The following is a 15490-nucleotide window of genomic DNA, read 5'->3' on the forward strand; positions in this document are numbered from 1 at the left end:
CGCCGCCGATCAGGCGCAGCGGCCGCTCCCGTACCCGGGGATCGGCCGGGTCGAGACCGCAGGCGCTGAGGAGTTCGTCGAGGGCGCGCAGGACGGTGAAGGCGGCGCCCTCGTAGGCCGCGCCCAGGATGGCGCGCGGGGTGGTGGTGTGGCGCAGGCCGGTGAGGAGGCCGGTGGCGTGGGGCAGGTCGGGGGTGCGTTCGCCGTCGAGGTAGGGCAGGACGACCACGCCGTCGCCGGGAGCGGCGTCCTCGCGGTCGAGTCCGAGGAGGCCGGCGAACCGGTCCACGGCGAGGGTGCAGTTGAGGGTGCAGCCGAGCGGGAGATACGTGCCGTCGGCGGCGGCGAAGCCGGCGAGACCGGGAGCGGCGGGGCGGGTCCGGGTCGCGGCGAACACGGTGCCGGAGGTGCCGAGGCTGACGACGGGGTGGTCGAGGAGTCCCGCGCCGCCGAGGCCGAGTCCGACGGCGGCGGCCATGTTGTCCCCCGTGCCGGCGGCGACGGCGACGGTGCCGGGCAGGCCGAGAGCCCGGGCGGCGGCCGCGGTGAGCGTGCCGACGCGGGTGGCGCCGCTCGGGGCGACGGCGGGGAGCACCGCCGGGTCCAGGCCGAGGAGGTCCAGGAGTTCGGGGTCGTAGGCGGACTTCTCCGTGCTGTACCAGCAGGTCCCGGAGGCGTCCCCGGGGTCGGTGACGGCGATGCCGGAGAGGCGCTCGGTGAGGAAGTCGTGGGGCAGCCGGACGGCCGCCGCGGTCCCCGCGACGGCGGGTTCGTGGGCGCGCAGCCACTGCCATTTGGCCGCCGTCATGGAGGCGACCGGGACCGAGCCGGTCCGGGCGAGCCAGGCGCCGGGGCCGCCGAGCGCGGCGGTGAGTTCGGCGGCCTGGGGCGCGGAGCGGGTGTCGTTCCAGAGCAGCGCGGGCCGCAGCGGGCGGCCGGCGGCGTCGAGGACGACCAGGCCGTGCTGCTGGCCGGCGACGGCGATGCCGACGACGGCGGAGGCCGGCACGCGCGCTTCGGCCAGCGCGGCGGCGACCGCCTCGCGCAGCGCGCGCCACCAGGCCTCGGGGGCGCTCTCCCGGGCTCCGTCGGAGCCGGTGACAGTGTGCGGGGCACGGCCGACGGCGAGCAGGGCGCCGGTGGTCGCGTCCACGAGGGCCGCCTTGGTGGACTGCGTGGAGCTGTCCACGCCGATCACGACCGGGGCCGCCGGACGGGTCGCCGCCATGAACTTCAACCTTTCCTCGGACTCTTCGGGCCAGGGTCCTTGGGGACTCGGGTCTTCGGGACTCGGGTCTTCGGGACTCGGGTCTTCGGGACTCGGCCTCTTCCGGGCTCGGACTCTTCCCGGCTCGGGCTCATCCCGGCTCGGGCTCTTCGAGCACTCGGGCCGCTGCGCGCACTCGGGTGCTTCGGGTGTTTCGCGTGCTTCGGGTCTGGCGCGCTGTCGCGCCGTACCGTATTAGTTATCGCAGAAAACAAATACGGCGGCCAGACCCTGCCGCCCCCGTTTCGCGCACACCTCCTCCCGCGCCCATCCGAAAGAGGGACAGATCATGCCAGAACGCTTCGCCCCCACCCCCGAAGACCGGTTCACCTTCGGACTCTGGACCGTCGGATGGCAGGGCCGCGACCCCTTCGGCGACGCCACCCGTCCGGCGCTCGACCCGGTCGAGTCGGTCGAGCGGCTCGCCGCCCTCGGGGCGTACGGCGTGACCTTCCACGACGACGACCTCGTCCCCTTCGGAGCGCCGGACGGCGAGCGCGAGGCCGTCGTCAAGCGCTTCCGCGACGCCCTGGAGCGCACCGGCCTCAAGGTGCCGATGGCCACGACCAACCTCTTCACCCACCCCGTCTTCAAGGACGGCGGCTTCACCGCCAACGACCGCGACGTGCGCCGCTACGCGCTGCGCAAGACGATCCGCAACATCGACCTCGCAGTCGAGCTCGGCGCCACCACCTATGTGGCCTGGGGCGGCCGGGAGGGCGCCGAGTCGGGGGCGGCGAAGGACGTCCGCGTCGCACTCGACCGCATGAAGGAGGCCTTCGACCTCCTCGGCCAGTACGTCACCGAGCAGGGCTACGACCTGCGCTTCGCGATCGAGCCCAAGCCGAACGAGCCGCGCGGCGACATCCTGCTGCCGACGATCGGTCACGCGCTCGCGTTCATCGAGCGCCTGGAGCGGCCCGAACTGGTGGGCGTGAACCCGGAGACGGGCCACGAGCAGATGGCGGGCCTCAACTTCCCGCACGGCATCGCCCAGGCGCTGTGGGCCGGCAAGCTGTTCCACATCGACCTCAACGGCCAGTCCGGCATCAAGTACGACCAGGACTTCCGCTTCGGGGCAGGGGACCTGCGCCAGGCGTTCTGGCTGGTGGACCTGTTGGAGACGGCCGGGTACGAGGGGCCCCGCCACTTCGACTTCAAGCCGGTGCGCACCGACGGCTTCGACGGCGTGTGGGAGTCCGCGAAGAACTGCATGCGCAACTACCTGATCCTCAAGGAGCGCTCCGCCGCCTTCCGCGCGGACCCCGAGGTCCAGGAGGCACTCTCGGCCTCCCGCCTCCCCGAGCTCGCGACCCCCACCGCCGCGGACGGTCTCGCCGGCCTGCTCGCCGACCCCGCCGCTTTCGAGGACTTCGACGTGAACGCGGCGGCCGAACGGTCCATGGCCTTCGAGCGCCTGGACCAGCTGGCCCTCGAACACCTGCTGGCGGTCCGCTGACCCCACCGCCGAACTCCCCACCACGACGACGGGCGCCCTGGCCATGGACCGGGCGCCCGTCGCCGTACGCTCCCAGCCTCCCCGCCCCGCCCCCGCCCCTCCCCCAACCCAACCCCGCGCCCCACAGGACAGCAAGCGCTTTCCACCAATCCTGCCGGAAGCATTGACGAAACATGAACACCCCCCTAGCTTCATCGGCGTTGCACTTCGTACGTCATATATGAGACGCGATACATGAGATCTGAGAGTGCGTCATGGCCTTCGCCCCCAGCCCCATCCCGTCCCGCACCCAGTACGTCCTGGAGGCGATCAAACACGACATCCTCACCGGCGGACTGAGTCCCGGCCAGCCCCTCGTGGAGACCGAGCTCGCCGCCCGCTTCGGGGTGTCGAAGACGCCGGTGCGCGAGGCCCTGAAGACGCTGGCCGGAAGCGGTCTCGTGGTGATGAGCCAGTACAAGGGCGCGACCGTACGGATGGTGGACGCCGACATGGCCCGCGCGGTCTACGACGTACGGCTCCTGCTCGAGCCGGAGGCGGTACGCCGTACAGTCGCCGCCGGGGCGGCGCTCGACGAGGCGCGGGACGCGCTGAACCGGGCGGCGACGGCGGAGGATCCGGCCGAACGCTCCCTGGCCAACCGGGACTTCCATCGCGCCCTCTATCTGCCCTGCGGAAACCCGCTGCTCGGCCGGATGCTGGACGAGGTCCGCGACCAGGCCGCACTGGTGTCCACCGTGGCCTGGGCCACGACGCCCTCGTGGGAGCGCGAGGCCGCCGAGCACGAGGAGATCCTGCGGCTCGCCGCGGCCGGCGACTCCGCCGGCGCGGGCCTGGCCGTGCACGACCACATCGCCTCGTTCGTCGAGCGCGCCTTCCCCGAAGACGGTGAGTGACCGAGTGACCAGGAATTTCGAGACCGAGAAGGCCGCGCTCGCCGATGTCGTGGCGATTCCGGTGACGCCGTTCGCCGAGGACGGCTCGTTGGACACGGCCGCCCACCGCGCGCTGCTGCGCCGGCTGCTCGACGCCGGCGTGCGCACGCTCACGCCGAACGGCAACACCGGCGAGTTCTACGCCCTCACCCCCGAGGAGCGCCGCCTGGTCACCGAGGTGACCGTCGAGGAGGCCGGCGACCGCGCCGCCGTCCTGGTCGGCGTCGGCCACGCCGTGCCGACCGCCGTGGCAGCCGCCCGCCACGCCCGGGACGCCGGGGCGGGCATGCTGATGGTCCACCAGCCGGTGCACCCGTACGTCTCGGAGGGCGGCTGGGTCGACTACCACCGGGCCATCGCCGAAGCGGTGCCGGAGCTCGGCATCGTGCCGTACATCCGTAATCCGCTGCTCGGCGGCGAGCGGCTCGCGGAGCTCGGCGCGGCCTGCCCCAACGTCATCGGCGTGAAGTACGCCGTGCCTGACGCGTCGCGCTTCGCCGGCTTCGCCCGGGACGCCGGCCTCGACCGCTTCGTCTGGGTGGCCGGGCTCGCCGAGCCGTACGCCCCCTCGTACTTCGCGAGCGGCGCCACCGGCTTCACCTCGGGTTTGGTCAATGTCGCCCCCTCGGTGTCCCTGGAGATGCTCACCGCCCTGCGGGCCGGCGACTATCCCGCCGCCATGAAGGTGTGGGAGCAGATCCGCCGCTTCGAGGAGCTGCGCGCCGCCAACGGCAGTGCCGACAACGTCACCGTCGTCAAGGAGGCGCTGGCCGCCCTCGGCCTGTGCCGCCGCGACATCCGTCCGCCGAGCCGCGAACTGCCCGAGGAGAACCGGGCCGAGGTCGCCGCGATAGCCGCCGGGTGGCAGGCATGAGCGCGCACGAGACAGCGGGCGGGGGCGCGAGGAAGCCCGAGGAGCTGCGCAGTCACCGCTGGTACGGAACGGACGGGCTGCGCTCGTTCAGCCACCGGGCCCGCACCCGGCAGCTCGGCTACCTGCCCGAGGAGCACCTGGGCAAGCCGGTCGTCGCCATCCTCAACACCTGGTCCGACATCAACCCCTGCCACGTCCATCTGCGCGAGCGCGCGCAGGCGGTGAAGCGGGGCGTGTGGCAGGCCGGCGGCTTCCCCCTGGAGTTTCCCGTCTCCACCCTCTCGGAGACCTTCCAGAAGCCCACCCCGATGCTCTACCGCAACCTGCTGGCGATGGAGACCGAGGAGCTGCTGCGCTCCTACCCCGTCGACGGGGCGGTGCTGATGGGCGGCTGCGACAAGTCGACCCCGGCGCTTCTGATGGGCGCGGCCACGGTGGACCTGCCGACGGTGTTCGTGCCCGCGGGTCCGATGCTGCCGGGGCACTGGCGGGGGGAGACCCTCGGCTCGGGTACGGACATGTGGAAGTACTGGGACGACCGGCGGGCCGGTCTGATCGGCGACAGCGAGATGGCCGAGCTGGAGAACGGGCTCGCCCGCTCCCCCGGCCACTGCATGACGATGGGCACGGCCTCCACCCTCACCGCCGCGGCGGAGACGCTCGGGGTGACGATGCCGGGCGCCTCCTCGATCCCCGCCGTCGACTCCGGTCACGACCGGATGGCGGCCGCGTCGGGGATGCGGATCGTCGAACTGGTCCGGCAGGACCTGCGGCTCTCGCGGATCCTCACCCGCGAGGCGTACGAGGACGCGGTCGCCGCCGTCCTGGCGCTCGGCGGTTCGACGAACGCCGTCATCCACCTGATCGCCATGGCCGGACGGTCCGGGGTGAAGCTGACCCTGGACGACTTCGACCGGATCGCGCGGACCGTGCCGGTGCTCGCCAACCTCCGCCCCGGCGGCCGGTATCTGATGGAGGACTTCCACTTCGCCGGCGGCATGCCGGGCTTCCTCTCCCGGCTCACGGACCTGCTCCATCTCGACCGGCCGACGGTCGCGCACACGACGCTGCGGGAGCAGCTCGACGGGGCGCTCGTGCACGACGACGAGGTCATCCGGGAGCGCGCCCGTCCGCTCGCGGACGAGGGCGGGGTCGCGGTGCTGCGCGGCAACCTCTGCCCGGACGGCGCGGTGATCAAGCACATCGCCGCCGAGCCGCACCTCCTCAAGCACACCGGCCCGGCGGTGGTCTTCGACGACTACCGCACCATGCAGCGGACCATCGACGACCCGGAGCTCGGGATCACCCCCGACCACGTCCTGGTGCTGCGCAACGCCGGACCCAAGGGCGGCCCCGGGATGCCGGAGTACGGCATGCTGCCGATCCCCCGGCACCTGCTGGAGCAGGGGGTGCGGGACATGGTCCGGATCTCCGACGCCCGGATGAGCGGGACGAGCTACGGCACGTGTGTGCTGCACGTGGCACCGGAGTCGTACGTCGGCGGGCCGCTCGCCCTGATCCGTACCGGCGATCTCATCACCCTGGACGTCGAGGCGCGCACGCTCCACGTGGACGTCGACGAGGAGGAGTGGGAGCGCCGACGGGCCGCGTGGACGCCCCCGCCGAAGCGTTACGAGCGCGGCTACGGCGCGCTGTACGCCGAGCAGATCTCCCAGGCCGACACCGGTTGCGACTTCGAGTTCCTGGCCAGGCCGGGAACGACCGCGGATCCGTACGCGGGCTGACGCCCGGGCCGGTCCACCCCCAGTTCCATCTGTTCGATTCATCGAACACCGTCTGCGAAGCGCTTCGCGCCCGAGAACGGAGCCGCCGTCATGGCCACAGCCGTGACCCCACCGCCCAAGGCACCCGCGACATCCGAGACGCCCCAGGCCCCCGCTCGTCGCCGCCGCACGGGAGTGGCACCACGCCGACTGCCGTATCTGCTGATCGCCCCCGCCGCGCTGCTGATGCTGGGGTTCATCGCCTACCCCGTGCTCAGCGTCTTCTACTACAGCCTGCAGCACTACAACCCCACGAAGCCCTGGCGGAACGGCTTCGCCGGCTTCGACAACTTCACCCGGATCTTCACCGACGACCCGCACTTCTGGGGGACGTTGACCTTCAGCCTGAAGTGGGTCGCCGTCGAGGTGACGCTGCAGCTCCTCTTCGGACTCGCGCTCGCCCTGATCGTCAACCAGACCTTCGTCGGCCGGGCGGTCGGCAGGGCGCTGGTCTTCTCCCCGTGGGCCGTGTCCGGGGTGCTCACCTCGGCGATCTGGGTCCTGCTCTACAACTCGCAGACGGGCATCACCCGTTATCTCGCGGACATGGGTCTCGGCGAGTACGGCACGTCCTGGCTCTCCGACACGTCCACGGTCTTCTCCGCGGTGGTCGTCGCCGATCTGTGGCGCGGGGTGCCCTTCTTCGCGATCCTCATCCTCGCCGACCTCCAGTCCGTACCGAAGGACCTGTACGAGGCGGCCGAGGTGGACGGCGCGGGGCGGATACGGCAGTTCGCGCACATCACGCTGCCGCACCTGAAGGACGCGATCATCCTCTCCACCCTGCTGCGCGCGGTGTGGGAGTTCAACAACGTGGACCTGCTCTACACCCTGACGGGCGGCGGCCCAGCGGGCGAGACCACGACCCTCCCGCTCTACATCGCCAACACCAGCGTCGACGCCCACAACTTCGGCTACGCCTCCGCCCTGACGACGGTGGCGTTCGTGATCCTTCTCTTCTGCTCGATGGTCTATCTGCGCCTGAGCAAGTTCGGAGGCGAGAGCAAGTGATAGCCCAGGACGACACGACGACGGCACCGCCGGCGCCGGCCACCGCGGCCGGAGCGGACGCCGCACCCCCGACCCGCACCCCTCCTGCACCGCGCCGCAAGCGACGGCGTGCCTGGGACGAAGCTCCGCGCTGGCAGATCTACCTGCCGCTCGGCATATATCTGCTCTTCACCCTGATCCCCTTCTACTGGATCGTGCTCTTCGCGGTCCGCCCGGCGGGCTCCACCTCGCTGCTGCCGTGGCCGATGACGACCGCGCACTTCGAGAAGGTGTGGACCGAGCGCGCCTTCGCCACCTTCTTCCAGAACAGCCTGCTCATCGGCCTGGCGACGCTGGTGACGACCACGGTGGTCGCGCTCGCCGGCGGTTACGCGCTGGCCCGGTTCGACTTCCGGATCAAGAAGGGCTTCATGCTCGCCCTGCTCTGCTCCCAGTTCGTGCCCGGCGCGCTGCTGCTGGTCCCGCTCTTCCAGATCTTCGCCAACCTGAGCATGATCAACTCGCTGGGCAGCGTCATCATCGCGGAGACGGTGTTCCAGCTGCCGCTCTCGATGATCCTGATCAGCGGCTTCATCAAGAACGTGCCGTACTCCCTCGAGGAGGCGGCGTGGGTCGACGGCTGCAGCCGGTTCGCGGCCTTCCGTATCGTCGTGCTGCCGCTGCTGCGTCCCGGCCTGGTGGCCGTCGGCTCCTTCGCCTTCGTCCACTCCTGGAACCACTTCCTGTTCGCGCTGATGTTCCTCAGCAGCCAGGAGAAGCAGACCATCCCGGTCGGCCTCAACACCCTTATGGGCGCGGACAGCGTCGACCTCGGCGCGCTGGCCGCGGGCGGTGTGATCGCGGCCCTGCCCGTGGTGATCGTGTTCGCCTTCATCCAGAAGTGGCTGGTCACCGGGTTCAGCGCGGGGGCGGTGAAGGGATGAGCACCGCACCGGACACCACACCCGGCACGGCCCCGGGCACCGCGCGCGAACCCTTTCCCGTCGTGCTCGCCGGCGCACGCGGCCACGGCCGCTCCCACCTGGTCAACATCCGCCGGCTCGAACGCCTCGGCCTGGTACGGCTCGCCGGGATCTGCGAGCTGCGGCCGCTGGACGCCCAGGAACTGGACGGCTTCGGCGAGCCCGAGCAGTCCGACGACTTCGGCGCGCTGCTCGCCTCCACCGGCGCCCGGATCGCGGTCGTCTGCACCCCGATCCAGACCCACACCGACCTGGCCCTGATCGCCGCCCGCCACGGGGCGCACCTGCTCCTGGAGAAGCCTCCGGCACCGTCGTACGCCGAGTTCCGGCGGATGGCCGACGGGGTCGCCGCGGCCGGGGTGGCCTGCCAGATCGGCTTCCAGTCGCTCGGGTCGCACGCCGTTCCCGCGATCCGCCGGCTGATCGAGGAGGGCGCCATCGGCGAACTCCTCGGTGTCGGCGGGGCCGGGGCATGGGTCCGCGACGAGGCGTACTTCCGGCGCGCCCCCTGGGCGGGCCGGCGGAAGATCGGCACGGTCGACGTGGTCGACGGCGCCCTGACCAATCCGCTCGCGCACGCCGTGGCCACCGCGCTCGCCCTGGCCGGCAGCACCCGCGCCGAGGACGTCGAGTTCATCGAGATGGAGCTGCTGCGGGCCAACGCCATCGAGTCCGACGACACCTCCTGCGTCCGGCTTCTGACCACCCGCGGAACCCAGGTCAGTGTGGCGGCGACGCTCTGCGCCGAGACCTCCTCTGACCCGTACGTGGTCGTGCACGGCAGCCGGGGCCGGATCACCTTCTGGTACAAGCAGGACCGGGTGCTGCTCCAGCGGGCCGGGCACGGCCCGGAGGAGTCCGTGCACGGTCTGACGGACCTGCTGGAGAACCTGGTCGCCCATCTCACGGACGGCACCGAGCTGCTCGTACCGCCCGAGGCGACCGGCGCGTTCATGCGGGTCGTCGAGGCGGTCAGGACCGCCCCGGACCCGACGGAGCTCCCGGGGGACGCCTGGCACTCCGAGCCAGGCGAGAGCGCGCCGCGCCGGGTGGTGCACGGGATCGGCGGCCTGGTCGCCGCGAGCGCCGACACCCTCAGCCTCTACTCCGAGCTCGACGCCCCCTGGGCGCCGCTGACCGCGAAGGCGGTATCCCGATGAACGCCCCGACAGTGCTGCGCTGCGGCGGCCGTACGGTCGCCCGCTACGTCCTGCGGCCGGAGCTCGCGCCCGACCACTCCCCACGCCCCTACCTCCATCCCGTCTCCACCCTCGGCGGCGTCCCGGTCACCGAGGAGCTGCCCGAGGACCATCCGCACCACCTGGGCGCCGGGGTCGCCGTCCCCGACGTCGCGGGCTTCAACTTCTGGGGCGGGCGCACCTTCGTCCGCGGTCAGGGGCCGACCGCGCTCGACAATCACGGCGTGCAGCGGCACGAGGGCTTCAAGCTGCGCGACCCGGACGGGTTCCTGGAGGAGCTGAGCTGGGTCGCCGGGGAGCGTGTCCTGCTCCGTGAGCACCGGACGGTCTCGGCCACCCCGCTCGACGACACCGCCTGGGCACTGGACCTCACCTTCTCGCTGACCAACACCTCGGGCGAGGAGCTGTCCTTCGGCAGCCCGGCCACCAACGGCCGGCCGGGCGCCGCCTACGGCGGGTTCTTCTGGCGCGCGCCGCTGGAGAGCGCCCCGCCGGACGTCTTCGGCGCGGACGCGGAGGGCGAGCGGGCCGCGCACGGCGCCCGCGCCGACTGGGTCGCCCTCGCGGGCCGGAACTGGACGCTGGTCTTCGCCGGGGCCACCGAGGAGACCCGGCGCGACCCGTGGTTCGTGCGCGCCGCCGAGTATCCGGGCGTGGGGTCCTCGCTGGCCTTCGACGAACGGCCGGTCGTCACGGCGGGCGGGTCGCTGGTACGGCGGGTGGTCACCGTCGTCGCCGACGGCCGGCTCGACCGCGACACGGCCGCCGCGCTCGTACGCAAGGCGGTGACGACGTGACGGGCACGACGAGCGGCGACGGCACGAGGGGCCGAACGAGCGTGGACGGAACGACGGGCCGCACGAGCGGTGACCGTACGACCGGCCGGGCGCGCAGCTGGCCCTCCGGCGACCTCGGCGACGGGACGTACCGGAACCCCGTCCTGGCCGCCGACTGGTCCGACCCGGACGTCGTGCGGGTCGGCGAGGACTTCTACCTGACCGCGTCCAGTTTCGGCCGGGCGCCCGGACTGCCGATCCTGCACTCCCGCGACCTGGTCAACTGGACCCTGGTCGGCCACGCCCTGGAGCGGCTCCTCCCGGAGACCTCCTTCGCCACGCCGCAGCACGACAGGGGGGTGTGGGCGCCCTCGCTGCGCCACCACGACGGCCGGTTCTGGATCTTCTGGGGCGACCCGGACCACGGCATCTGGCAGATCAACTCCCGTTCCGTACGCGGTGTATGGAGCACCCCGCATCTGGTGAAGGCGGGCCGGGGCCTGATCGACGCCTGCCCGCTGTGGGACGAGGAGACGGGCGAGGCGTACCTCGTCCACGGCTGGGCCAAGTCCCGCTCGGGCGTCAACAACCGTCTCACCGGGCACCGGATGAGCGCCGACGGCACCGAACTCCTCGACGAGGGCAAGACGATCGTCGACGCCGACCTCCTCCCGGGCTGGTTCACCCTCGAAGGGCCCAAGCTGTACCGGCACGACGGCTGGTTCTGGATCCTCGCCCCCGCGGGAGGCGTCGCCACGGGCTGGCAGGGCGCCTTCCGCTCGCGGTCCTTCTTCGGCCCCTACGAGGAGCGGGTGATCCTGGAACAGGGCGGTACGGACGTCAACGGACCGCACCAGGGCGGCTGGGTCCGCACCGGGCGGGGCGAGGACTGGTTCCTGCACTTCCAGGAGCGCGGGGCGTACGGCCGGGTCGTCCACCTCCAGCCGCTGCGCTGGGGCGATGACGGCTGGCCCGTCCTGGGCGACGAGGGGACTCCGGTCCTCGTCCACCCCAAGCCGTCGCTGCCGCCGCAACCGCCGTCCGTACCCGCCACGGACGACGACTTCCCCGGCGGCCGGTTCGGGAGGCAGTGGCAGTGGACGGCCAATCCACGGGAGGGCTGGACGACCCAGCACTCCGCCGACGGCCTGCGGCTCGGCTGCGGCCGTACGCAGGAGACCGACGACCTGCGCCGGCTGCCGCACGTCCTCACCCAGCGGCTGCCCGCCCACCCCTGCGTCGTCGAGGTCGATTTGCGTCTCGACAGCCGGGAGCCCGGTGCCCGGGCCGGGATGGCGGTGCTCGGCGACGCGTACAGCTGGATCGGGCTGCGGCGCGAGGAGGACGGCACGAGCCGCCTGGTGCACCGCTTCGCTCCGGTCTCGGCCGACCGGGAGCGGGACGCGGCCTTCGGCCGGCCCGCGCCCGCGGACCGGGCCCGGCTCAGGATCGAGATCGGCGCGGGGGCACGCTGCCGGTTCTCGTACGACACCGGTGAGGGGTTCGTCCCCTCCGGTCAGGTCTTCGCCGCCACCCCCTGGCGCTGGGTGGGGGCGCTGATCGGCCTGTTCGCCGCCGCTCCGACGGGAACGGGCCCCGCCGGAACGGCCGACTTCACCGCGTTCCGCATCACCCCGAGCGCCACCACCCCGAATCCCGTCCCCCCGAGTCCCACCCCCACGAGCCCCATCCCCCCGAGTGACCCGCAAGACCCGAGAGAAGAGAGCCGACGATGACCATCTTCCGCAGCGGGCGGCGCAGAGCCGCCAGTGCCCTCGCCCTCGCCACCGTCCTCGCCCTGACCGTCACCGCCTGCGGCGACGACGGCAGCGGCGCGGCGGGCGACAAGGGCACCGAAGGGTCGGGCAAGGGAGAGATCACCTTCTGGGACAACAACGGCGGTGTCCGCACCGACGTCTGGAAGGAGATCATCAAGGACTTCGAGGCGGCGAACCCCGACATCAAGGTGACGTACGTCGGGGTCGCGTCGACCGAGGTGCAGTCCAAGTACGACACCGCCATCCAGGGCGGCGGGCTGCCGGACGTCGGCGGCGTCGGGGCCGCGATGCTCGCCGGCATCGCCGCGCAGAACGCCCTGGAGCCGCTCGACGCGCGCCTCGAGTCCAGCGCGCTGAAGGGCAAGCTGAACGCCGGCATGGTCGACAGCGTGAAGTCGGCCGGCGGCCAGGGCAAGCTGTTCACCGTCCCCACCTCCGCGAGCAACGGCGTCCTCTACTACCGCACCGACCTGTTCAAGACGGCGGGTCTGGAGGAGCCCACCACGTGGTCGAAGTTCTACACGGCGGCCGACAAGCTGACGGCCAAGGACAAGAACCGGTTCGGCTACACCATTCGCGGCGGCTCCGGCTCCATCGCGCAGGCCCTGGACGCCATGTACGGCCAGAGCGGCATCACCAGCTTCTGGAACGGCGACAAGACCACGGTCAACGATCCGAAGAACGTGGCTGCCCTGGAGAAGTACGTCGGTCTCTTCAAGAAGAACACCCCGGCGGCCGACGTCAACAACGACTTCACCAAGATGGTCGCCCAGTGGGACAGCGGCGAGATCGGCATGCTCAACCACAACCTGGGCTCGTACAAGGACCATGTGAAGGCCCTGGGCACCGAGAAGTTCCGCGGCATCCCCAACCCGACGACGGACGACGGCACCCGGGTCCAGGTCTCCAACCCGGTCGACGGTCTGGGTCTCTTCTCCTCCAGCAAGAACAAGGCGGCCGCCTGGAAGTTCATCGAGTTCGCCGCCTCGCACCGGTCGAACAGCAAGTGGAACGAGTCGGCCGGCGCCATCCCGGCCAACACCGAGGCGGCGAAGGACGCCTGGATCCAGAAGGCCGAGCCCACGAAGCTCGCCGCCGAGGTGCTGTTCAGCGGCAAGGCGCAGATCGTGCAGCTGCCCTACTACCTGCCCGACTGGAACACCATCTCCAAGGCCGACAACGAGCCCGCCTTCCAGAAAGTGCTGCTGGGCAAGTCCACCGCCAAGGAGTTCCTGGACAGCCTGGCCGAGCAGCTCAACACGGCGCAGGCCGAGTGGAAGTCGCAGAACAAGTGACGCCGGCACCCACCCGCCGTCAGGTGGTCGCGGCCGGGGCGGGCCTCGCGCTCGGCCTGGCCGCGGCCCCCGCCGCGGCGGCCCTCCCGCACCCCTCCCGAGGACACCACCGCATGCGCACGCTGTACATCGCCGGCGACTCCACCGCCGCCCAGAAGTACGCCGACGCCGCCCCTGAGACCGGCTGGGGCATGGCGCTCCCCTTCTTCCTCCACCGGGACGTCGCGGTCGCCAACCACGCCGTCAACGGGCGCAGCACCAAGAGCTTCCTCGACGAGGGCCGGCTCGACACCGTCCTGACGGCGATCCGCCCCGGTGACGTGCTGCTGATCCAGTTCGGTCACAACGACCAGAAGATCACCGACCCGACCCGCTACACCGAGCCGTGGACGTCCTACCAGGACAATCTGCGCCGGTACGTCGCCGGGGCGCGGGAGCGCGGGGCGCTGCCCGTCCTCGCCACCTCCGTCGAGCGGCGGAAGTTCGACGCGGGCGGCACGGCGCTGAGGACGCTCGGGGACTATCCCGCCGCGATGCGCGCGGTGGCCCGTGAGGAGAGTGTCGATCTGCTCGACGTCCAGGAGCTGTCCCTGGCGCTGTGGCAGAAACTCGGCCCGGAGACGACCAAGACGTACTTCAACTGGACGCCGACCGAGCAGGACAACACCCACTTCAACCCGCCGGGGGCGATCGCCGTGGCCCGGCTGGTCGCGGCCGAGCTGCTGCGCACCGGGGTGCTCGCGCCGCGCGACACCCGCCGTCTCGACGACGAGATCCCGGCCGGGTGGATCACCTGGCCCGACGCCGACCCCGAGGAGACCGGACCATGAGCGCACGCGGGAAACTGTGCCTGACGGGGGCCACCGCGCTCGTCCTGAGCCTGACGGGCGGCCTCATGGGGCCGGCCACCGCCCAGGCAGCGCCCGACCCCGCCCGCCGGACACTGCCCGCCGGGGACGGCTGGGGCTCGGCGGGCACGGGGACGACCGGCGGCGCGGCGGCTGTCGCCTCCCGGGTCTTCACCGTCACCACCTGGGAGGAGTTCCGGGCCGCCTTGGAGGTCCCGGGCACCGAGCCCAGGATCGTCAAGGTCACAGGGACGCTGAACGCGACCGCCGCGGGGTGTTCGGCGTTCGAGGCCCCCGGCTACGACTTCGCCCGTTACCTCGCCGACTACGACCCTGCCGTTTGGGGCCTCGACACCGAGGTGAGCGGACCGCAGGAGGATCTGCGAGCGGCGTCGGCGAAGGCGCAGGGCCAGGCGATCAAGGCGTACGTCCCCGCCAACACCACGATCGTCGGCGTCGGCGGAGGCGCCGGAATCGTCGGTGGCAGCCTGCAGATCCAGGGCGTCGACAACGTCGTGATCCGCAATCTGACCGTCGAGAGCCCGCTCGACTGCTTCCCGCAGTGGGACCCCACGGACGGGGCGACCGGGGCGTGGAACTCCGAGTACGACAGCATGGTCGTGTACGGCTCCACGCATGTCTGGATCGACCACAACACGTTCACCGACGGCGCCCACCCGGACAGTTCGCTGCCGAGGTACTACGGCGAGGTCTATCAGCAGCACGACGGCGAGCTGGACATCGTGCGCGGCGCGGACCTGGTCACGGCGTCCTGGAACGTCTTCGCCGACCACGACAAGACGCTGATGATCGGAAACAGCGACAGCGCGGGCGCCACGGACCGCGGCAAGCTGCGGGTGACGCTGCACCACAACCTCTTCAGGAACGTGATCGAGCGGGCGCCGCGGGTCCGCTTCGGTCAGGTCGACGCGTACAACAACCACTTCGTGGTGCCGGCCACGGGATACGCGTACAGCCTCGGCATCGGCCAGGAGTCGCAGCTCGTCGCCGAGAAGAACGCGTTCACCCTGCCGGCGGGCGTCGGTGCGGGCAGGATCCTGAAGAAGTGGAAGGACGCCCCGGTCACGACGGCGGGCAACCTCGTCAACGGCAGGTCCGTCGACCTCCTCGCCGTGCACAACGCGGAGTTCCCCGGCGAGGTCCTGCGGGGCGGGGCCGGCTGGACGCCGACGCTGCGCGGCCGTGTCGACGTTCCGCAAGCCGTTCCGGGCCTGGTCGGCCACCGCGCGGGGGCGGGCAAGGACTGCTGACCAGGGGCGGGGGCGGCGAGCCGGGACCACC

General features: G+C 71.8%; 13 protein-coding genes. 12 read left to right on the top strand and 1 reads right to left on the bottom strand.

The genetic code is table 11. The annotated features are described in order from the left end of the window. The coding region (locus IE136_RS16920) for an FGGY family carbohydrate kinase (RefSeq protein ID WP_189600749.1) at window positions 1–1228 on the bottom strand (1228 nt) is incomplete at its 3' end. A 328-nt stretch (window positions 1229–1556) separates the two neighbouring features. On the opposite strand from IE136_RS16920, the gene xylA reads away from it, so the two are divergent. The 12 genes from xylA (at window position 1557) to IE136_RS16980 (ending at window position 15459) form a co-directional block, all read left to right on the top strand. Further along, complete coding sequence (gene xylA / locus IE136_RS16925; protein WP_189600750.1) at window positions 1557–2726, top strand: xylose isomerase; 1170 nt, start codon at window positions 1557–1559, stop codon at window positions 2724–2726. 254 nt (window positions 2727–2980) lie between these two features. Continuing rightward, window positions 2981–3622 carry a GntR family transcriptional regulator gene (locus tag IE136_RS16930; protein WP_158993070.1) on the top strand — a complete coding sequence of 214 codons (642 nt, stop codon included), beginning with the start codon at window positions 2981–2983 and terminating at the stop codon, window positions 3620–3622. A 4-nt stretch (window positions 3623–3626) separates the two neighbouring features. Continuing rightward, complete coding sequence (locus tag IE136_RS16935) at window positions 3627–4535, top strand: dihydrodipicolinate synthase family protein (protein WP_189600751.1); 909 nt, start codon at window positions 3627–3629, stop codon at window positions 4533–4535. After that, window positions 4532–6280, top strand: coding sequence for an L-arabinonate dehydratase (gene araD / locus IE136_RS16940; protein ID WP_189600752.1), 1749 nt, complete (start codon window positions 4532–4534; stop codon window positions 6278–6280). The genes IE136_RS16935 and araD overlap by 4 nt, the downstream gene beginning before the upstream one ends. 90 nt (window positions 6281–6370) lie before the next feature. Continuing rightward, on the top strand, window positions 6371–7330 hold the full coding sequence (locus tag IE136_RS16945; RefSeq protein WP_158993064.1) for a carbohydrate ABC transporter permease: 960 nt from the start codon (window positions 6371–6373) through the stop codon (window positions 7328–7330). Then, entirely contained in the window at window positions 7327–8253 is a 927-nt protein-coding gene (locus tag IE136_RS16950; protein WP_229818900.1) for a carbohydrate ABC transporter permease, read from the top strand. The genes IE136_RS16945 and IE136_RS16950 overlap by 4 nt, the downstream gene beginning before the upstream one ends. Beyond that, complete coding sequence (locus tag IE136_RS16955; protein WP_189600753.1) at window positions 8250–9452, top strand: Gfo/Idh/MocA family protein; 1203 nt, start codon at window positions 8250–8252, stop codon at window positions 9450–9452. The genes IE136_RS16950 and IE136_RS16955 overlap by 4 nt, the downstream gene beginning before the upstream one ends. After that, window positions 9449–10288 (top strand): DUF6807 domain-containing protein, encoded by an 840-nt coding sequence (locus tag IE136_RS16960; protein WP_189600754.1) that lies wholly within the window; start codon window positions 9449–9451, stop codon window positions 10286–10288. The genes IE136_RS16955 and IE136_RS16960 overlap by 4 nt, the downstream gene beginning before the upstream one ends. 143 nt (window positions 10289–10431) lie before the next feature. Beyond that, window positions 10432–12003 (top strand): glycoside hydrolase family 43 protein, encoded by a 1572-nt coding sequence (locus IE136_RS16965; RefSeq protein WP_229818918.1) that lies wholly within the window; start codon window positions 10432–10434, stop codon window positions 12001–12003. Next, complete coding sequence (locus IE136_RS16970; RefSeq protein ID WP_189600756.1) at window positions 12000–13340, top strand: ABC transporter substrate-binding protein; 1341 nt, start codon at window positions 12000–12002, stop codon at window positions 13338–13340. The genes IE136_RS16965 and IE136_RS16970 overlap by 4 nt, the downstream gene beginning before the upstream one ends. Next, entirely contained in the window at window positions 13337–14170 is an 834-nt protein-coding gene (locus IE136_RS16975; RefSeq protein WP_373309076.1) for a rhamnogalacturonan acetylesterase, read from the top strand. Before IE136_RS16970 ends, IE136_RS16975 begins: the two co-directional genes overlap by 4 nt. Continuing rightward, the gene (locus IE136_RS16980) at window positions 14167–15459 is read left to right on the top strand and encodes a pectate lyase family protein (protein ID WP_158993056.1); all 1293 of its coding nucleotides are present in this window, start codon (window positions 14167–14169) and stop codon (window positions 15457–15459) included. The genes IE136_RS16975 and IE136_RS16980 overlap by 4 nt, the downstream gene beginning before the upstream one ends. Window positions 15460–15490: the final 31 nt, after the last annotated feature.

It is taken from the genome of Streptomyces lateritius, assembly GCF_014649715.1.
Taxonomy (GTDB): domain Bacteria; phylum Actinomycetota; class Actinomycetes; order Streptomycetales; family Streptomycetaceae; genus Streptomyces; species Streptomyces lateritius.

What these genes read in the sequence shown, in the direction of transcription:
- xylA (WP_189600750.1), top strand. Translation starts at nt 1,557, where the DNA reads ATGCCAGAACGCTTCGCCCCCACCCCCGAAGACCGGTTCACCTTCGGA.
- IE136_RS16930 (WP_158993070.1), top strand. Translation starts at nt 2,981, where the DNA reads ATGGCCTTCGCCCCCAGCCCCATCCCGTCCCGCACCCAGTACGTCCTG.
- araD (WP_189600752.1), top strand. Translation starts at nt 4,532, where the DNA reads ATGAGCGCGCACGAGACAGCGGGCGGGGGCGCGAGGAAGCCCGAGGAG.
- IE136_RS16945 (WP_158993064.1), top strand. Translation starts at nt 6,371, where the DNA reads ATGGCCACAGCCGTGACCCCACCGCCCAAGGCACCCGCGACATCCGAG.
- IE136_RS16955 (WP_189600753.1), top strand. Translation starts at nt 8,250, where the DNA reads ATGAGCACCGCACCGGACACCACACCCGGCACGGCCCCGGGCACCGCG.
- IE136_RS16960 (WP_189600754.1), top strand. Translation starts at nt 9,449, where the DNA reads ATGAACGCCCCGACAGTGCTGCGCTGCGGCGGCCGTACGGTCGCCCGC.
- IE136_RS16970 (WP_189600756.1), top strand. Translation starts at nt 12,000, where the DNA reads ATGACCATCTTCCGCAGCGGGCGGCGCAGAGCCGCCAGTGCCCTCGCC.
- IE136_RS16980 (WP_158993056.1), top strand. Translation starts at nt 14,167, where the DNA reads ATGAGCGCACGCGGGAAACTGTGCCTGACGGGGGCCACCGCGCTCGTC.